This window comes from Pantoea eucrina (genome assembly GCF_001691555.1).
In the GTDB taxonomy this organism is placed as follows: domain Bacteria; phylum Pseudomonadota; class Gammaproteobacteria; order Enterobacterales; family Enterobacteriaceae; genus Pantoea; species Pantoea borealis.
Map to the genome: position 1 here is coordinate 127,692 of NZ_MAYN01000001.1, position 14,214 is coordinate 141,905.

Below are 14,214 nucleotides of genomic sequence, written 5' to 3' on the forward strand. Positions count from 1 at the left end.
TGATACTCCTCGCTTTTGTTAAGCCGCGCTGCTGAGTTCGCTTGCATTAGATGCGCGTATGGATAACGTGTATGTCGAATAATTACGAAGCGTAAAATAATACTGCGCAGACGTTAACGGAGGAGCGTGCGTCGATGTTGATCCCGTCAAAACTGAGTCGTCCTGTGCGCCATGACACTATGGTGATCCGTAGCCGTCTGCTGCAGAAACTGAACGCCGCTGCCGTTTACCGGTTGGTGTTAATTACCAGTCCGGCAGGGTACGGTAAAACCACGCTGATTTCGCAGTGGGCGGCAGAAAAGCGCGATCTCGGCTGGTATTCGCTGGATGAGGGGGATAACCAGCCAGAACGGTTTGCTGACTACCTGATTGCAGCGCTGCAGCAGGCCACTCAGGGCAGCTGCAGTCGCAGTGAATCACTGGCGCAGAAGCGACACTACGTGAATCTGAACGCGCTGTTCTCACAGCTGTTTATTGAGCTGGCCGACTATCAGCGCCCGGGCTGGCTGGTGATTGACGATTATCATCATATTACGAATCCGGTTATTCATGAGGCGATGCGCTTTTTTCTGAAGCATCAGCCAGAAAATCTGACGCTGGTTGTGCTGTCACGCGGTCTGCCACAGCTGGGCATCGCCAACCTGCGCGTACGTGAACAGCTGCTGGAGCTGAGCAGTCAGCAGCTGGCCTTTACGCATGATGAGGCGAAACAATTTTTTGATACCCGCCTGCAGGCTCCTCTGGCCAGTGAAGAGAGCGGCCAGCTGTGCGACGATGTGGCAGGCTGGGCAACCGCACTGCAGCTTATTGCTATTTCAGCCCGGCAGGGGGCAGGCTCTGCTCAGGACTCTGCACGCCGTTTATCAGGTATTAACGCCAGCCATCTTACCGATTATCTGGTAGAAGAGGTTCTGGATACTGTCGATGCTGATACCCGCCAGTTCCTGCTGAAGAGTGCGCTTCTGCGATCGATGAATGATGCCCTGGTGACCTGTGTCACGGGTGAAGATAATGGCCGCATGCGGCTGGAGGAGATTGAGCGGCAGGGGCTGTTTTTGCAACGCATGGATAATGCGGGTGAGTGGTTCAGCTACCATCCGCTGTTCGGCAGTTTTCTGCGCCAGCGCTGTCAGTGGGAACTCAGCGCCGAGCTGCCGGCCCTGCACCGTGCTGCGGCGCGCGGCTGGATGATACAGGGCTTTCCGGGTGAGGCTATCCACCATGCCCTGGCGTCGGGTGATACTGAGATGCTGCGCGACGTACTGCTGGAGCACGCCTGGACGCTGTTCAATCAAAGTGAACTGGCGCTGCTGGAGTCTTCACTGCGGGTGCTGCCGTGGCCGCTACTGCTGGAAAATCCAGAGCTGGTGCTGCTACAGGCGTGGCTGATGCAGAGCCAGCATCGCTTTTCTGAAGTCAACAGTTTGCTGGCGCAGTTTGAACAGCAGCGCTGCAGCGAGATGGATGCGTCCCTGCAGGGCGAGCTGCATGCGATACGTGCTCAGGTAGCGATTAACGATGGCAATGCGGAGGAGGCCGCGCAGCTGGCCCGCCTCGCTCTGCAGCTGCTGCCGGCCTCGAAAAGCTATAGCCGCATTGTCGCGACCTCTGTCCACGGTGAGGTCATGCATTGCAAAGGTGAGCTGGCTGATTCGCTGGCGCTGATGCGTCAGACAGAGCAGATGGCGCGGCATGAAGAGACCTGGCACTACGTGTTATGGAGCCTGATCCAGCAGAGTGAAATTTTATTTGCTCAGGGATTTTTGCAATCGGCCTGGGAAATACAGGAGAAAGCGTTTCGTCTGGTCCAGGAACAGCATCTCGCCCAGTTCCCGCTGCATGAATTTCTGTTGCGTATCCGGGCGCAGTTATTCTGGGCCTGGGGCCGTCTTGATGACGCTGAACAGGCGGCGCGTGAGGGAATGCAGGTACTGCGCGGCTTTCCGCCGCAGCAGCAGATCCAGTGTCTGGGGCTACTGATCCAGTGCTCACTGGCGCGGGGCAATCTGGATAATGCCCGGACACACATCACCCGGCTGGAGAACCTGCTCAATAACGGTATATTGCATATCGACTGGAGCGCCAACGCGGACAAAGCGCGTATCCTTTACTGGCAGCTGACCAGTGATACTGCCAGCGCCAGCCAGTGGCTGCGCATCACCTCGCGGCCAGCCAGCGCCAACAATCACTTTCTGCAGGAGCAGTGGCGCAATGTGGCACGGGCGCAGCTGCTGGCGGGTGATCTGATTCAGGCGGAAGTTATTCTGGATGAACTCAATGAGAATGCGCAGGCGCTTCAGCTCACCAGCGATTTTAACAGTAACCTGCTGCTGCTTAATCAGCTTTACTGGCAGACTCACCGCAAACCTGATGCCCAGCGGGTGCTGATTGCCGCCCTGAAGCTGGCGCGCAGTACAGGCTTTATCAGCCAGTTTGTTATTGAGGGCGAAATAATGGCGCAGCAGCTGCGGCAGCTGTTACAGCTTTCGGTGCTGGAAGAGATAGATGAACATCGCGCCCGCCGTATTCTGCACGAAATTAACAAATATCACCGTCATAAGTTTGCCCATTTTGATGAAGGCTTTGTCAGCCGTTTACTCAATCATCCTGATGTCCCGGAGCTGGTACGCACCAGTCCACTGACGCAGCGTGAATGGCAGGTGCTGGGCCTGATCTATTCCGGCTACAGTAATGAGCAGATTGCCGGCGAACTTGATGTAGCAGCCACCACCATTAAAACCCATATCCGTAACCTCTATCAGAAACTGGGTGTTACGCATCGCAATGAAGCGATGCACGAGGCGCGATCGATGCTCAGGCTGATGGGATATGTGTAAAAACGATTAAGCATTACGCAATCTCACATTACACGCTATACCTTATCAGTACGCTTTTTTACCAATACTGAGGTGAAGCATGAGTTCAGTTGCATCCGCTACAGAGCAGGCTGGCGATCTCTCCGCGTTTATCGGAACCCATTTTGTTTATACCTATGACAACGGCTGGAAATATGAGTGGTATGCCCGCAACGCAACAACCTGCGACTATCGCATTCATCAGGGACTGGTAGGGGGACGCTGGGTTACTCATCAAAAAATGCATGCGGTGCAATTTGCACCCGGCATTTATAAAGTTGACTGGCATGAACCCACCGGCACCTGCGTAAGCCTGCTCTTTGACCTTGATCGTCAACTTATTCACGGTACGATTTTTTTCCCGCAGTGGATCGCCGGAGAAGGGCAGCACCCGGAAAAAACCATCTGTTATCAGAATGAATTTATTGAAGATATGCAGCGTTTTCGCGATGAAGGTCCCGCTTATCCTTATATCATTATCCCGGAATTTGCGCAGGTCACTTACATGAAAAATGAGGGGCCGGATAATGATGCCGTCATTAACATGGCACCCGGGCAAATGCCGGCAGATTACTTTGATAACAAATAACGCCAGGCACCGACATTACCGCTCTTAAGTGACAACGTCACATACGGCGGACAATGTCGGTTTTCTATATAAATTTTCATTTTCTGACATTATTAACTATTAAAAGCAGTTGGTTACAGGCATCCTGGCCAGACTTCGCTATTCTGAATAGTGCGCTACGCTAACATTGTGTTGCATTTACGCTGCGAGGAAAGAGAAGGATGCTGCTGAGAAAAAAGAAGATACGTTCGCACAGCGAAGATCGCCTGCTGGCGCTTACGCTGGCGACTACTGCAGGTATACTTAACGCCATGGCATTCGGTGCTTTTGGCTTTTTCCCTTCCCATATGACCGGTAATACCTCCCAAATCTCTGCTGAAGTTTCAGGTTCCGATCTGCAGGATCTGCTGTTTCTGGCCGGGTTAATCCTGGCATTTGTCACCGGCTCAATGATCGCCCGCCTGACGGTTGCCTGGGGGCTCAGGCGCAATATCAGGACCATTTTTTGTCAGGTACTGTTCACTGAAGGTCTGCTTCTGCTGCTGACATCAGTCGTGGAGATCCTGTGGTACTCAGAACGGAACAACGGTGAAATTCTGGTGACGCTTGGCCTGCTGATGGGGATCCATAATTCCACGTCAACCCAGCTCTCTTCCGGTCGTGTACGCTCAACGCATGTAACCGGTACGCTGACCGATGCCGGTATTGCGCTGGGCTCTTTTCTGCGGGCAACGTTCAGCAGCAGTGAAGCGGGCGAGCGTCATCTGCATCGCAAACTTCTTTATACCCACCTTGTCACGATTTTCTCTTTTCTGACCGGGTGCGTGGCGGGCTATCTGCTGTTCCGGCGCTTTGGCTTTGACGCGATGGCGATGCTGGGCATCGCGCTGTCACTGATTGCAGCAGGCGGTATCGCCCGCACGCTGCACCTTACCGGCGTGCGCTTTTGGTAACAGAGCAGATTATGCAGCGCTCCGGCGCTGCTGTTTGCTGATAAAACCGGCAACGCTGGGTGAATTCTGCAGGGACACAGTACTGCCAGCACACGCAGAATTCACGTAGCGTTGCCGGTTTTTTAGACATCACCATTCACGCTGTCTGCAATCATTCCGGCACCAGGTTTTTATAGCTTCATATAAGTCCCATTATATGAAGTTATAGTGGCATAAGATGATTGTGCAATAACAGGCGCTGTTCTCGCTAAACACTACGCGGAAGAGTATTCAAACGTGATCGGTAAGGTATCGGGACACACACGCCGCGCGCGAATGATTTTCCCTGCAGCGTTCATCCGCAGGCAGGTTGCAACTGAAGAAAGATATCGTGTTCCACATATATCGTTCTGCTTAAGCTCTTGCCTTCAGTGAAACGGCGCGCGTGATAACGGAGTGTAATGAGCAATTAACACCAGCTGCTCACGTTGCCCACAGGCTTCAGTTGACACCCTGCAGCGGGTCAGGCCTGAAGCTGGTATTCAGAACCGAGAGGTCAACAGTTTTGGCTGCCCGCTCTAAATCATAAGCGGCCTGAATGCGCAGCCACATCGCAGGCGTACTGCCAATTACGGCCGATAATTTGATCGCCATCTCTGGCGTTACCGCTGTTGCTCCCGATACTATTCTTGAAGCGGTGGAGGGAGCTACCGCTAAAGCACGCGCCAGCTCTCTGATACCGATCTCAAGATCTTCCATAATATCGGCAATGATTTCACTCGCGTGGGGGGGATTGTGCATAGTCATTAATGATAATCCTCATAATTCAGAAGGCGCCTTATTTAACATAATCATGATTATGCGCACTTAAACGCGTGTAAGGCACAGCGCATATTTGCGCGTGCCTTACACCTTGCCGGATAAGTTTATCTGCACCAGACTATTTTGCCGTCAGCATGCCATGCGGATCCAGCACATACTTCGCGGCTACGCCTGCGTCAAACTGAGCGTATCCCTGCGCCGCTTCTTCAAGCGGGATCACTTTGGCATTAACGATTTTCGCAATCGGCAGACGATCGTGCAGGATGGCGTTCATCAGCTGCCGGTTGTAACGCACCACCGGCGTCTGGCCGGTATGGAACGACTGCGCTTTAGACCAGCCGAGGCCGAACTTCAGGCTCAGCGAGCCTTCCTGTGCTGATTTATCGTGCGCACCCGGATCTTCCGTCACATACAGGCCCGGAATACCGATATTACCGGCAACGCGGGTGATCTCCATCATCTGATTCAGCACCACCGCCGGCTGCTCTTTACCGGAATGGCCGCGCGCTTCAAACCCAACGGCGTCAATAGCCGAATCCACTTCCGGCGTGCCGGTGATCTGGGCAACCATCTCTCCCAGCCGGTCATGCTGGCTCAGGTCGATCGGCACAAAGCCCATTTTCCTGGCGTGTTCCAGACGCTCTTTGTTGAAGTCGCCTACCATCACTACCGCCGCACCGAGGATCTGTGCTGATGCCGCTGCGGCCAGGCCGACCGGACCGGCGCCTGCGACATAGGTGGTTGAGCCGACGCCCACACCCGCGTTGATCGCACCGTGAAAGCCGGTCGGTAAAATGTCTGACAGCATGGTCAGATCCAGAATTTTCGCCAGCGCCTGATCGCGATCGGGGAATTTCAGCAGATTGAAGTCCGCATACGGCACCATGACATATTTCGCCTGACCGCCTACCCAGCCGCCCATATCAACATAGCCGAACGCGCCGCCCGCCCGTGCCGGATTCACTGTCAGGCAGACACCGGTATCGAGTTCACGACAGCACCGGCAGCGTCCGCAGGCAACGTTAAACGGCACTGAGACAATGTCACCGACGTTAAGCATCTCAACGTCAGCGCCTTTTTCGATAATTTCACCGGTAATTTCATGGCCGAGCACCATACCCGCAGGCGCGGTAGTGCGTCCGCGCACCATATGCTGATCTGAGCCGCAGATATTGGTGGAGAGCACTTTCAGGATCACGGCATGGCCAATCTTTTTTCCGGCCGGATTAGCAAAGACCGGATCGGCAATATCCTGTACCTCGACTTTACCTGGTCCCTGATACACCACACCGCGGTTGGAATTTGCGCCCATAAAATCTCCATTATATGTTGATATACGTATTAACTGCCGGACACTTACGAAACCGTAAGATAATAAAGAGTGATGACGCGTTAAATCTAATACGCAATACTGCGTAATTAAACAGGGAATGGATTATGTGTGCCAGAGTTGTGACTGGCTTCATGAATGCAACAAGCAGTCATACATAAAAAATCAATAATTACATAAAGATACGGATATTAAATTTAATATACACGCGTTATGTCGCAAAATGGCAATACAATGTCGCACGGTGATACGCTATTAACTGAAACAGTTATTCTGGCAGGGAATTATCGTTATCTCTCCTGCCACTTTCTTTCTTATATTTGAATACAGGATAGCGTAATGAATGGCACGCATTATTTACTGCGCGGCGGTTTCTCAAACCACGGCGTGATCAGTAAATGCGGGATAGCGAGCGCGGCCAGCGCGGCAAACAGTGAACGCACGCCGGCGGTATCGGCGGGATGCATCATAAACATGATCAGTACCGCCAGCAAAATAGCCGCCGTCAGCACCGGCCAGACGGCGCGCAGGTAGTCAGCGTAATGTCTTAACCCCAGCAAATCGCGCCGTTCGCGGGTCTGCGGTAGCGCATGCAGGATCAAAAAGCCCACGGAAAAGCCAACAAAAGGCGGCAGAAGCAGCAATGCCAGCGTTCCGGCCAGCAGACGCCTGTCGCGCCGTACTATGCCTGTCAGCAACAGCGCTGCGGCGGTAAAGCCGCCCGCTATAGCCAGACCCGCAGTCACGCTATCCGGCATGGCAGATGCCAGCCCGGCCTGATGTAAAATCGTTCTGTACGCTGTCAGATGCAGCGCGGCAGGCGTTGCAATCAGACTGATGCCGCGCGCCAGCCGTTCAGCCAGAGAGCCGTGCGGCGCATCTTCCAGCGCAAAATGGATGGCAGAGGCCAGCAGAAAGCCCGGCAGCGCGATTGCCGGATGCCAGTGCCACCAGAACAGGCACAGCACAATCACTACGCCGTAACCTGCCAGAAAAGCGCACTGCTGTTCGCGCCTGACAACCTCAAGATCGCTTGCACCGTGCGCCATGCCGATAATGCCAATGGCCACGACGGCAAACAGCAGCTGAACCGGCAGCGGGCTGAAAGAGGCAGCCAGAGCTGCCCCCCAGAGTGTCAGCCAGCCGGTATGCTGCCGCAGGATCATACCCGCACGGCACCATCGCGTTTTGCATAGCGCAACGCTTTTTCCAGATTCGCCGCCGCGTAGAAGGCGTAGAAAACTTTGGCGATAATATCGAGGATCAGAAATGCCCAGATTGAAGCAGGATCAGAAATGATCTTCAGCCCTTCCGGCCCGATCAGAAATACCACCGGATAGATAAACCAGACCACCGTCAGCAGCGCCACGTTTTTGTTGTAGGCGCCTGCCAGTGCGCTGCCCCGCTCCGCCGCCATCGTACGCAGCGGTCCCCACAGCAGATAGATCACGCCGAGGAATGCAGCGCAGGACCAGAGATACCAGACCCATTTTCCTGCTGCGGTTTCCGCCAGCGAGGAGACAAGACCGGTCACAATCATCATCACATCCAGCACGATAATAGCGGTCAGAAAGCCGCCCATCTCGCCTGGCTTGCCATGCTCATGAAAGGCCAGCATAACCAGCCCCGCCAGCAGAATCGGCGTGGTCACAGACCAGTCAGCATAACGCGCCATATAGACCGTCGTGCCGCTGTCCAGGGTGAGGTTGCCATAGCCAAACGCCATTGCCAGATACGCCGTAGCGGCAATAAAAGGCACTGATGCATGCATCAGGGTGTGGTGACGGGAGGGAAATGTTTTACTGCCGGTGGCATAAATCGCCAGTGATGCAAGCGCCATCACTGAAAATCCAATGAGAAATGCAGTCTGATCCATGTTGATTGCTCCTGTACAGCGGCGTCATTATCACGCCCGCTGCGCTGCCATAGAAAATTAAAAGGTAATGTTATATTCCGGGAGAGAATACGCTTAAAGTATATGGCGCTATTTGTATTGTGCCATTATTCAAAACCATAATGGTCTTCAGGAGAAAGAACTGGCAAAAAGTATCGTCCTCAGCGGGACATTATTTGTTTTTAATCAGGCATAAAATGTAATTTTTTATGTAAAGAAGAGTATGTAAAATAGCCATTCCCGGTTTAATGAAACAGAAAGTTAATTAATTAACCTTAAAATCAATAAGATAAATAGCGGAGACTGCACCAGCCTGATGTAGTGCACAAAAGGGATTGATGCAGGAAATTTATTTACCTGCATCTCTGATTTTCATTTTCTGCTATCAAAGCAATAACGCTGCTTTAGCGCGCAATAAACCTTTCGGGGAAGTCGGGAGAGAGGTGCTTAACGTCGTCGTAACGGCCAAAGAGACGATAGCGGTTTCGGGCAATAAGATTATATATCGCGTTACTTACCGGGTCAGGAAAATAACGCAGCAGTGCAAAGATACGCCAGCGACTGTGAAGGCTTTTCATCACGCGACAGATTGCCTGAGCACGCAGCCAGTGTCCGCTTTCACCGATCAGTACGATCGTCCGGATATCGTCAACCGGCATCCTGACATGGCGCAGTAAGGTTTTACCCTCCTCACTTTGCACGGTGGCAAAGCGTACCCGCCGGTCCAGTTGATGCCGCAGCAGGAATGCCACCCAGCCGTTACAGAGTTTACACATGCCGTCGTAAAGTACTGCCTGTTCACCAGGCCTGAGATAAGGGATTGTCATGATCACGCTCAGAGAGTGAAGCGGCGGCGTCTTCCTGACGCCGCCAGCCTGCATTAATCGAGCAACTTCTCCAGGGAAAGCGGCAGATCGCGAATGCGCTTGCCGGTTGCGTGATAAACAGCATTACTGATAGCCGCAGCCATACCCACAATACCCAGCTCGCCCACGGCTTTTCCGCCCATCAGCGTGGCGTGATGATCCGGCTCACCCACGTCGATAGTGATAATTTCCGGTACGTCAGCGTTAACCGCAATCAGATAATCGGCGAGATTATTGTTCACGATGCGGGCGTTACGCGGATCAACCGCCCCGCCCTCCAGCAGCGCCTGACCGAGCCCCATCACCATTCCGCCAATCCACTGGCTGCGCGCCAGTTTCGGATTATAAAGCCGTCCGCTGTCAAAGGCGGACACCATACGCCTGACGCGCACCGTACCGAAATCTTCATCCACGCGCACTTCAACAAACTGCGCACCCCAGCTGTGTGAAGAAAACTCTTCCGGTGTGGTCATCCGCGACATCGAGTGCACCGCTTTATCCCGCTCTTCTGCGCTTTCACCCGGCTTAAAGGTGCCGTCCGTTACCGCCAGCGTCTCTTCACCGCTCAGCCGCACCAGATCGCCCAGCGACACCGCACGCTCCGGCTGACCTTTCAGGCACACGCCTCCCGCGCAGAGCGTCAGCTGTTCAGCGTCGGTCTGCGGGAACGGCGCATCTGAAGAAGCGCCTGCCAGCGCGTAGAGCCGGTCACGCAGCGCCACCGCCGTCTTATGCACGGCACCGGTCAGGTTGCCGGCCAGCTGCGAACCGCCCGCCACGCCGGCACGCGGCAGCCGGGTATCACCCAGTTCAACTTTAATGCGGGTAGAGTCAAGACAGAGCACTTCTGCCGCAGTCTGCGCCAGAATGGTGTAGGTTCCGGTGCCGATATCAGCACCTGCACTCTGCACCACCAGCTCACCCTGACTGTTGAGGATCAGGCGCGCCTCAGCCGGGGCTTTGTTTACCGGATAGGTTGCCGTTGCCATGCCCCAGCCAATCAGCTCGCGGCCTTCGCGCATTGAGCGCGGTGCCATAGTGCGATCTTTCCAGCCGAACGCTTCAGCCGCTGCGCTGTAAGCCTCTTTCAGACGACGCGTACTCCACGGCAGATTTTCCTGCGGATCCTGTTCTGCATAGTTGCGCAGGCGCAGCTCCAGCGGATCGATACCCAGCGCGTAAGCCATCTCATCCATCGCCACCTCCAGCCCGAACGCGCTCGGGTTCTCACCGGGTGCACGCATCCAGCCCGGCGTGACGGTATTGATAGCGGCAACGTAATGACGCGAATAGACATTCGGCACATCATAGATACGCCCGGTGACTTTGTTGGTGCCTTCGGCGAACGTGTCTATGAGTGAGGTATCGCTTAAACCTTCATGCAGGATGGCCAGTAGTTTCCCGTCCTGTGCAGCGCCCATCTCTATAGTCTGCTGCGTAGCCGGACGACCGCCAAGTCCGGTAAAGGTCTGCGGACGCGACAGCGCCACTTTCACCGGACGCGTCAGCGCGCGCGAGGCAACGCAGGCCAGCGCTACATGGGTGTAGGGCACGGGTTTAGATCCAAAGCCGCCGCCAACATAGGGTGAAATTACCCTAACCTGCTGCTGTTCGATACCCAGCCACTCGGCTATTTCAGTCTGTGCTCCCATGACCCACTGGCTTGGCTCCCATACCGTGAGCGCATTATCCTGCCATGATGCGATGCAGGCATGCGGTTCCATCGGCATGTTGTATTCACGCGGTGTGGCGTAGCAGCTTTTAATTTTCACTTCTGCCTGCGCCATCGCCTGCTGCGCATTGCCCATTTCAACAGTGGCGCTCTCCTGGCGCTCCGCTGCCGGATCATCCATCCAGACCAACGGCTTCTCTTCCTCATAGCGCACTTTTACCAGGCTGGCAGCCCAGGTCGCCTGTTCAAACGTTTCTGCCACCACCAGCCCGATGTTCTGGCCGTTATGAATGATTTTGTCATCCTGCAGCGGTGTATAGGTGGACTGCGCCGCGCCGCCGTCAGCAATGGCGGTAGGCTTGTTGATCTTCAGCGGATTCAGATGGGTATAAATCGCGACAACGCCAGGCTGCCGTTCCGCTTCTGCGGTGTCAATATCTGTCATCCGGCCGCTGGCAATAGTGGACTGCACCACCACGCCATACAGCATATTCTCAGGCTGATATTCCGCTGCATAGCGGGCGGCGCCGGTGACTTTCACCACGCCATCGCCCCGATCGCGTCCGGCACCGAGTGCCTGATAGTTCTGTTCCTGCTTATCCATAAAATGTCCCCGGTTACGCCTTGCCGCCAGCCTGAAGTAGTGCACGTGCAATCACGCGCGGTGTCAGCACTTTTTTATGCTGATTCTGCGGCAGGGTTTTCGCATCCTGCACAATACGCTCTGCGGCACGCCGCAGCGTTTGTTCATCAAACGGCTGTCCGCGCAGCGCCCCTTCCACCTGCTGTGCCCGCCAGGGCTTCGTCGCCACGCCGCCCACGGCAATGCGCACGTCGCGGATCCGGTCACCCTCCAGCTCAATGCCGACGGCGGCGCTGGCAGCCGCAAATTCATACGAGCTGCGATCGCGCACCTTCAGGTAATGCGAATGTTTCAGCGCGGCGGTAAGCGGCAGTTCCACCGCGATGATCATTTCATCGCTGGCGAGATCGTGCTCCAGATGGGGCGTATCGCCGGGCAGGAGATAGAACTGGTCAATCGGAATGCGACGCTCGCGCTGCGCAGCATTGCGCACGATGACCACGGCATCAAAAGCGGTCAGTGCAACAGCCAGGTCGCCCGGATAAACCGCAATACAGCTGTCACTGGTACCCAGAATAGCGTGGTTGCCGTTGATGCCCTCGAGCGCGGCACAGCCCGATCCCGGATTGCGCTTGTTACAGGCGCTGAACGTATGCGGATCGCGGAAATAAACGCAGCGGGTACGCTGCAGCAGATTGCCGCCAATCGTAGCCATGTTCCGCAGCTGCGGCGACGCCGCCTGCCACAGACTGTGATAAATCGCCGGCGCATCACGCTGACACTCTGCATGATGCTCCAGTTCGCTCATGCGCGTCAGCGCGCCGATACGCAGGCTGTCATGGCTGAACGCAATTTCACGCATCTCCTGCAGGCCGCTGATATCCACCAGCGCAGCCGGCTGCTCAACGTCGCATTTCATTAAATCTATCTGCGTGGTGCCACCCGCCAGAAACCGGCTGCTGGCATCCTTCTTCTGCTGCAGCGCCTGTTCCGGGCTGCTCGCCGCAAGGTAGTCAAACGGATTCATCGCGCCTCCGAACTGAGATCGGCGGCGGCCTGCTGAATGGCGTCGACGATATTAGGGTAAGCTCCGCAGCGACAAAGATTACCGCTCATATATTCACGGATCTCATCGGCAGAACCGGCATGCCCCTCCGCAATGCAGGCGGCGGCAGACATGATCTGTCCCGGCGTGCAGTAGCCGCACTGGAAAGCATCATGTTCCAGAAAACGCGCCTGAACCGGATGAAGCGTGCCATCAGGACGCGCCAGCCCCTCAATAGTAGTGACCTGCTGTCCGTTAGCCTGAACGGCCAGCGTCAGGCAGCTCAGAACCCGCTTGCCATTAATATGAACGGTGCAGGCGCCACACTGGCCCTGGTCACAGCCCTTTTTTGTACCGGTCAGCGTCAGGTGTTCACGCAGCGCGTCCAGCAGCGTCACGCGCGGGTCTACGCTGAGGTCAATGGGCTGCCCATTGACCTCGAGATGCAGTTGTATGTTTTCTGACATAGCTCATTTCCAATAGTGAAAGAATCGATCGGGATGCGCGTTTAAGATGTCGTAGTAGAGTGCGCACCCGCTAAGTCTAGACGCTGAGGGCATTTCGGAAGGCGTTGTCAAAAAAAAGAACAAACTTTGTGGGGGATTACCGTAAAAAAGCCATAGCGCAACGGGCCATGGCTTCCGGAACGGGATTAACGGCGCGCTGCGAGACCGTTTTTGTGGCGCACAATGTCCGCCATAATTGATAGCGCGATTTCAGCCGGTGTTTTGCTGCCAATATCCAGCCCGACCGGCGCGTGAATGCGTGCCAGCTGCTCAGACGTCAGCCCGGCAATCTCCGCCAGACGCGATAGCCGCCGGCTGCTGTTGCGCTTCGATCCCATCGCGCCGAGATAAAATGCCGGCAGCAGCACGGCCTCCATCATCGTCAGGTCATCAATGCGCGGATCGTGGGTCAGGGACAGGATTGCCGTTGCATTGTGGCACCCTTCCCGTTCCAGATAGCGGGCCGGAAAACAGCGTATGATCCGCACGCCTGTCTGTAAGTCCGCGCCCATATTTTCCAGCACCTCATCGCGATGCTCGCAGACCAGCGTCTCAAACCCCAGCGCCTGCGCAAAGTTGGCGCAGTAAACGCCTACGCTGGAGAGACCGGCGATAATCAGACGCGGCGGCGCAGAGAGCGTCAGCGTAACCCGGTCGCCTGCGATCTGCGCGGCAGTCTGCTGCGTATAGGGCAGCGTCTCCACGCCGGCGCAGGCGTGCGGCAGCTGCAGCGTTTTACTGATGGCTTCGGCCCGTACCAGCGCATCGTGCATCTGACGCAGATAGTGAATGGATGCCGCGCCCTGCGGCAGCTTTTCTACCAGAATATCCAGCACGCCGCCGCACGGCAGTGCCCGATCGGGCGTCAGCCCGCCGTCACCGTAGCGCACCACGGCACTCGCCTCTCTGAAGGCGTTTTCCGCAATTCGCTGGCGGAAATCCTCCTCCACACAGCCGCCGGAGAGCGAACCGCAAAAATGCCCGTCGGCGCGGATCGCCATCATGGCGCCCGGCGGCCGCGGTGAAGAACCAAAAGTGCTCAGTACGGTACAAAGCCATACCGGATGTGCTTCTGCCCAGTGCTGCGCGGTTTCGAGAACCTGCACATCAAGGTGATACATGAATTGCTCCGTTGTAATGT

Annotated in this window: 12 protein-coding genes; 3 read left to right on the forward strand and 9 right to left on the reverse strand. The window is 55.5% G+C overall.

Annotation, left to right across the window (positions count from 1 at the left end):
- Positions 1-134: 134 nt before the first annotated feature.
- From malT to BBA90_RS00535, 3 genes are all read left to right on the forward strand, one after another.
- Positions 135-2,837: an HTH-type transcriptional regulator MalT gene (gene malT, locus BBA90_RS00525; RefSeq protein WP_065647387.1), complete on the forward strand. Its 2,703-nt coding sequence runs from the start codon at positions 135-137 to the stop codon at positions 2,835-2,837.
- Between the two features lie 79 nt (positions 2,838-2,916).
- Positions 2,917-3,444 (forward strand): phenolic acid decarboxylase, encoded by a 528-nt coding sequence (locus BBA90_RS00530; RefSeq protein WP_065647388.1) that lies wholly within the window; start codon positions 2,917-2,919, stop codon positions 3,442-3,444.
- A 200-nt stretch (positions 3,445-3,644) separates the two neighbouring features.
- Positions 3,645-4,376: a YoaK family protein gene (locus tag BBA90_RS00535; RefSeq protein ID WP_065647389.1), complete on the forward strand. Its 732-nt coding sequence runs from the start codon at positions 3,645-3,647 to the stop codon at positions 4,374-4,376.
- Between the two features lie 480 nt (positions 4,377-4,856).
- Here BBA90_RS00535 and BBA90_RS00540 read toward each other — a convergent pair whose 3' ends face one another.
- From BBA90_RS00540 to BBA90_RS00580, 9 genes are all read right to left on the reverse strand, one after another.
- Entirely contained in the window at positions 4,857-5,162 is a 306-nt protein-coding gene (locus tag BBA90_RS00540) for a HigA family addiction module antitoxin (protein WP_065647390.1), read from the reverse strand.
- Between the two features lie 133 nt (positions 5,163-5,295).
- The gene (gene fdhA, locus BBA90_RS00545) at positions 5,296-6,489 is read right to left on the reverse strand and encodes a formaldehyde dehydrogenase, glutathione-independent (RefSeq protein ID WP_065647391.1); all 1,194 of its coding nucleotides are present in this window, start codon (positions 6,487-6,489) and stop codon (positions 5,296-5,298) included.
- A gap of 371 nt (positions 6,490-6,860) precedes the next feature.
- Positions 6,861-7,673 carry a Brp/Blh family beta-carotene 15,15'-dioxygenase gene (locus BBA90_RS00550; protein ID WP_065647392.1) on the reverse strand — a complete coding sequence of 271 codons (813 nt, stop codon included), beginning with the start codon at positions 7,671-7,673 and terminating at the stop codon, positions 6,861-6,863.
- Positions 7,670-8,383, reverse strand: a complete 714-nt coding sequence (locus tag BBA90_RS00555; protein ID WP_065647393.1) for a bacteriorhodopsin — start codon at positions 8,381-8,383, stop codon at positions 7,670-7,672. Before BBA90_RS00555 ends, BBA90_RS00550 begins: the two co-directional genes overlap by 4 nt.
- A 422-nt stretch (positions 8,384-8,805) precedes the next feature.
- Positions 8,806-9,228, reverse strand: coding sequence for a thiol-disulfide oxidoreductase DCC family protein (locus tag BBA90_RS00560; RefSeq protein ID WP_065647646.1), 423 nt, complete (start codon positions 9,226-9,228; stop codon positions 8,806-8,808).
- 53 nt (positions 9,229-9,281) lie between these two features.
- Positions 9,282-11,543 (reverse strand): xanthine dehydrogenase family protein molybdopterin-binding subunit, encoded by a 2,262-nt coding sequence (locus tag BBA90_RS00565; protein WP_065647394.1) that lies wholly within the window; start codon positions 11,541-11,543, stop codon positions 9,282-9,284.
- 13 nt (positions 11,544-11,556) lie between these two features.
- A complete protein-coding gene (locus tag BBA90_RS00570; protein WP_065647395.1) occupies positions 11,557-12,549 on the reverse strand; it encodes an FAD binding domain-containing protein in 993 nt (330 codons plus the stop codon).
- Positions 12,546-13,034 carry a (2Fe-2S)-binding protein gene (locus tag BBA90_RS00575; protein ID WP_065647396.1) on the reverse strand — a complete coding sequence of 163 codons (489 nt, stop codon included), beginning with the start codon at positions 13,032-13,034 and terminating at the stop codon, positions 12,546-12,548. Before BBA90_RS00575 ends, BBA90_RS00570 begins: the two co-directional genes overlap by 4 nt.
- Positions 13,035-13,219: 185 nt before the next feature.
- Entirely contained in the window at positions 13,220-14,194 is a 975-nt protein-coding gene (locus tag BBA90_RS00580) for an XdhC family protein (protein ID WP_065647397.1), read from the reverse strand.
- Between the last annotated feature and the right edge of the window lie 20 nt (positions 14,195-14,214).

What these genes read in the sequence shown, in the direction of transcription:
- malT (WP_065647387.1), top strand. Translation starts at nt 135, where the DNA reads ATGTTGATCCCGTCAAAACTGAGTCGTCCTGTGCGCCATGACACTATG.
- BBA90_RS00530 (WP_065647388.1), top strand. Translation starts at nt 2,917, where the DNA reads ATGAGTTCAGTTGCATCCGCTACAGAGCAGGCTGGCGATCTCTCCGCG.
- BBA90_RS00535 (WP_065647389.1), top strand. Translation starts at nt 3,645, where the DNA reads ATGCTGCTGAGAAAAAAGAAGATACGTTCGCACAGCGAAGATCGCCTG.
- BBA90_RS00540 (WP_065647390.1), bottom strand. Translation starts at nt 5,162, where the DNA reads ATGACTATGCACAATCCCCCCCACGCGAGTGAAATCATTGCCGATATT.
- fdhA (WP_065647391.1), bottom strand. Translation starts at nt 6,489, where the DNA reads ATGGGCGCAAATTCCAACCGCGGTGTGGTGTATCAGGGACCAGGTAAA.
- BBA90_RS00550 (WP_065647392.1), bottom strand. Translation starts at nt 7,673, where the DNA reads ATGATCCTGCGGCAGCATACCGGCTGGCTGACACTCTGGGGGGCAGCT.
- BBA90_RS00555 (WP_065647393.1), bottom strand. Translation starts at nt 8,383, where the DNA reads ATGGATCAGACTGCATTTCTCATTGGATTTTCAGTGATGGCGCTTGCA.
- BBA90_RS00560 (WP_065647646.1), bottom strand. Translation starts at nt 9,228, where the DNA reads ATGACAATCCCTTATCTCAGGCCTGGTGAACAGGCAGTACTTTACGAC.
- BBA90_RS00565 (WP_065647394.1), bottom strand. Translation starts at nt 11,543, where the DNA reads ATGGATAAGCAGGAACAGAACTATCAGGCACTCGGTGCCGGACGCGAT.
- BBA90_RS00570 (WP_065647395.1), bottom strand. Translation starts at nt 12,549, where the DNA reads ATGAATCCGTTTGACTACCTTGCGGCGAGCAGCCCGGAACAGGCGCTG.
- BBA90_RS00575 (WP_065647396.1), bottom strand. Translation starts at nt 13,034, where the DNA reads ATGTCAGAAAACATACAACTGCATCTCGAGGTCAATGGGCAGCCCATT.
- BBA90_RS00580 (WP_065647397.1), bottom strand. Translation starts at nt 14,194, where the DNA reads ATGTATCACCTTGATGTGCAGGTTCTCGAAACCGCGCAGCACTGGGCA.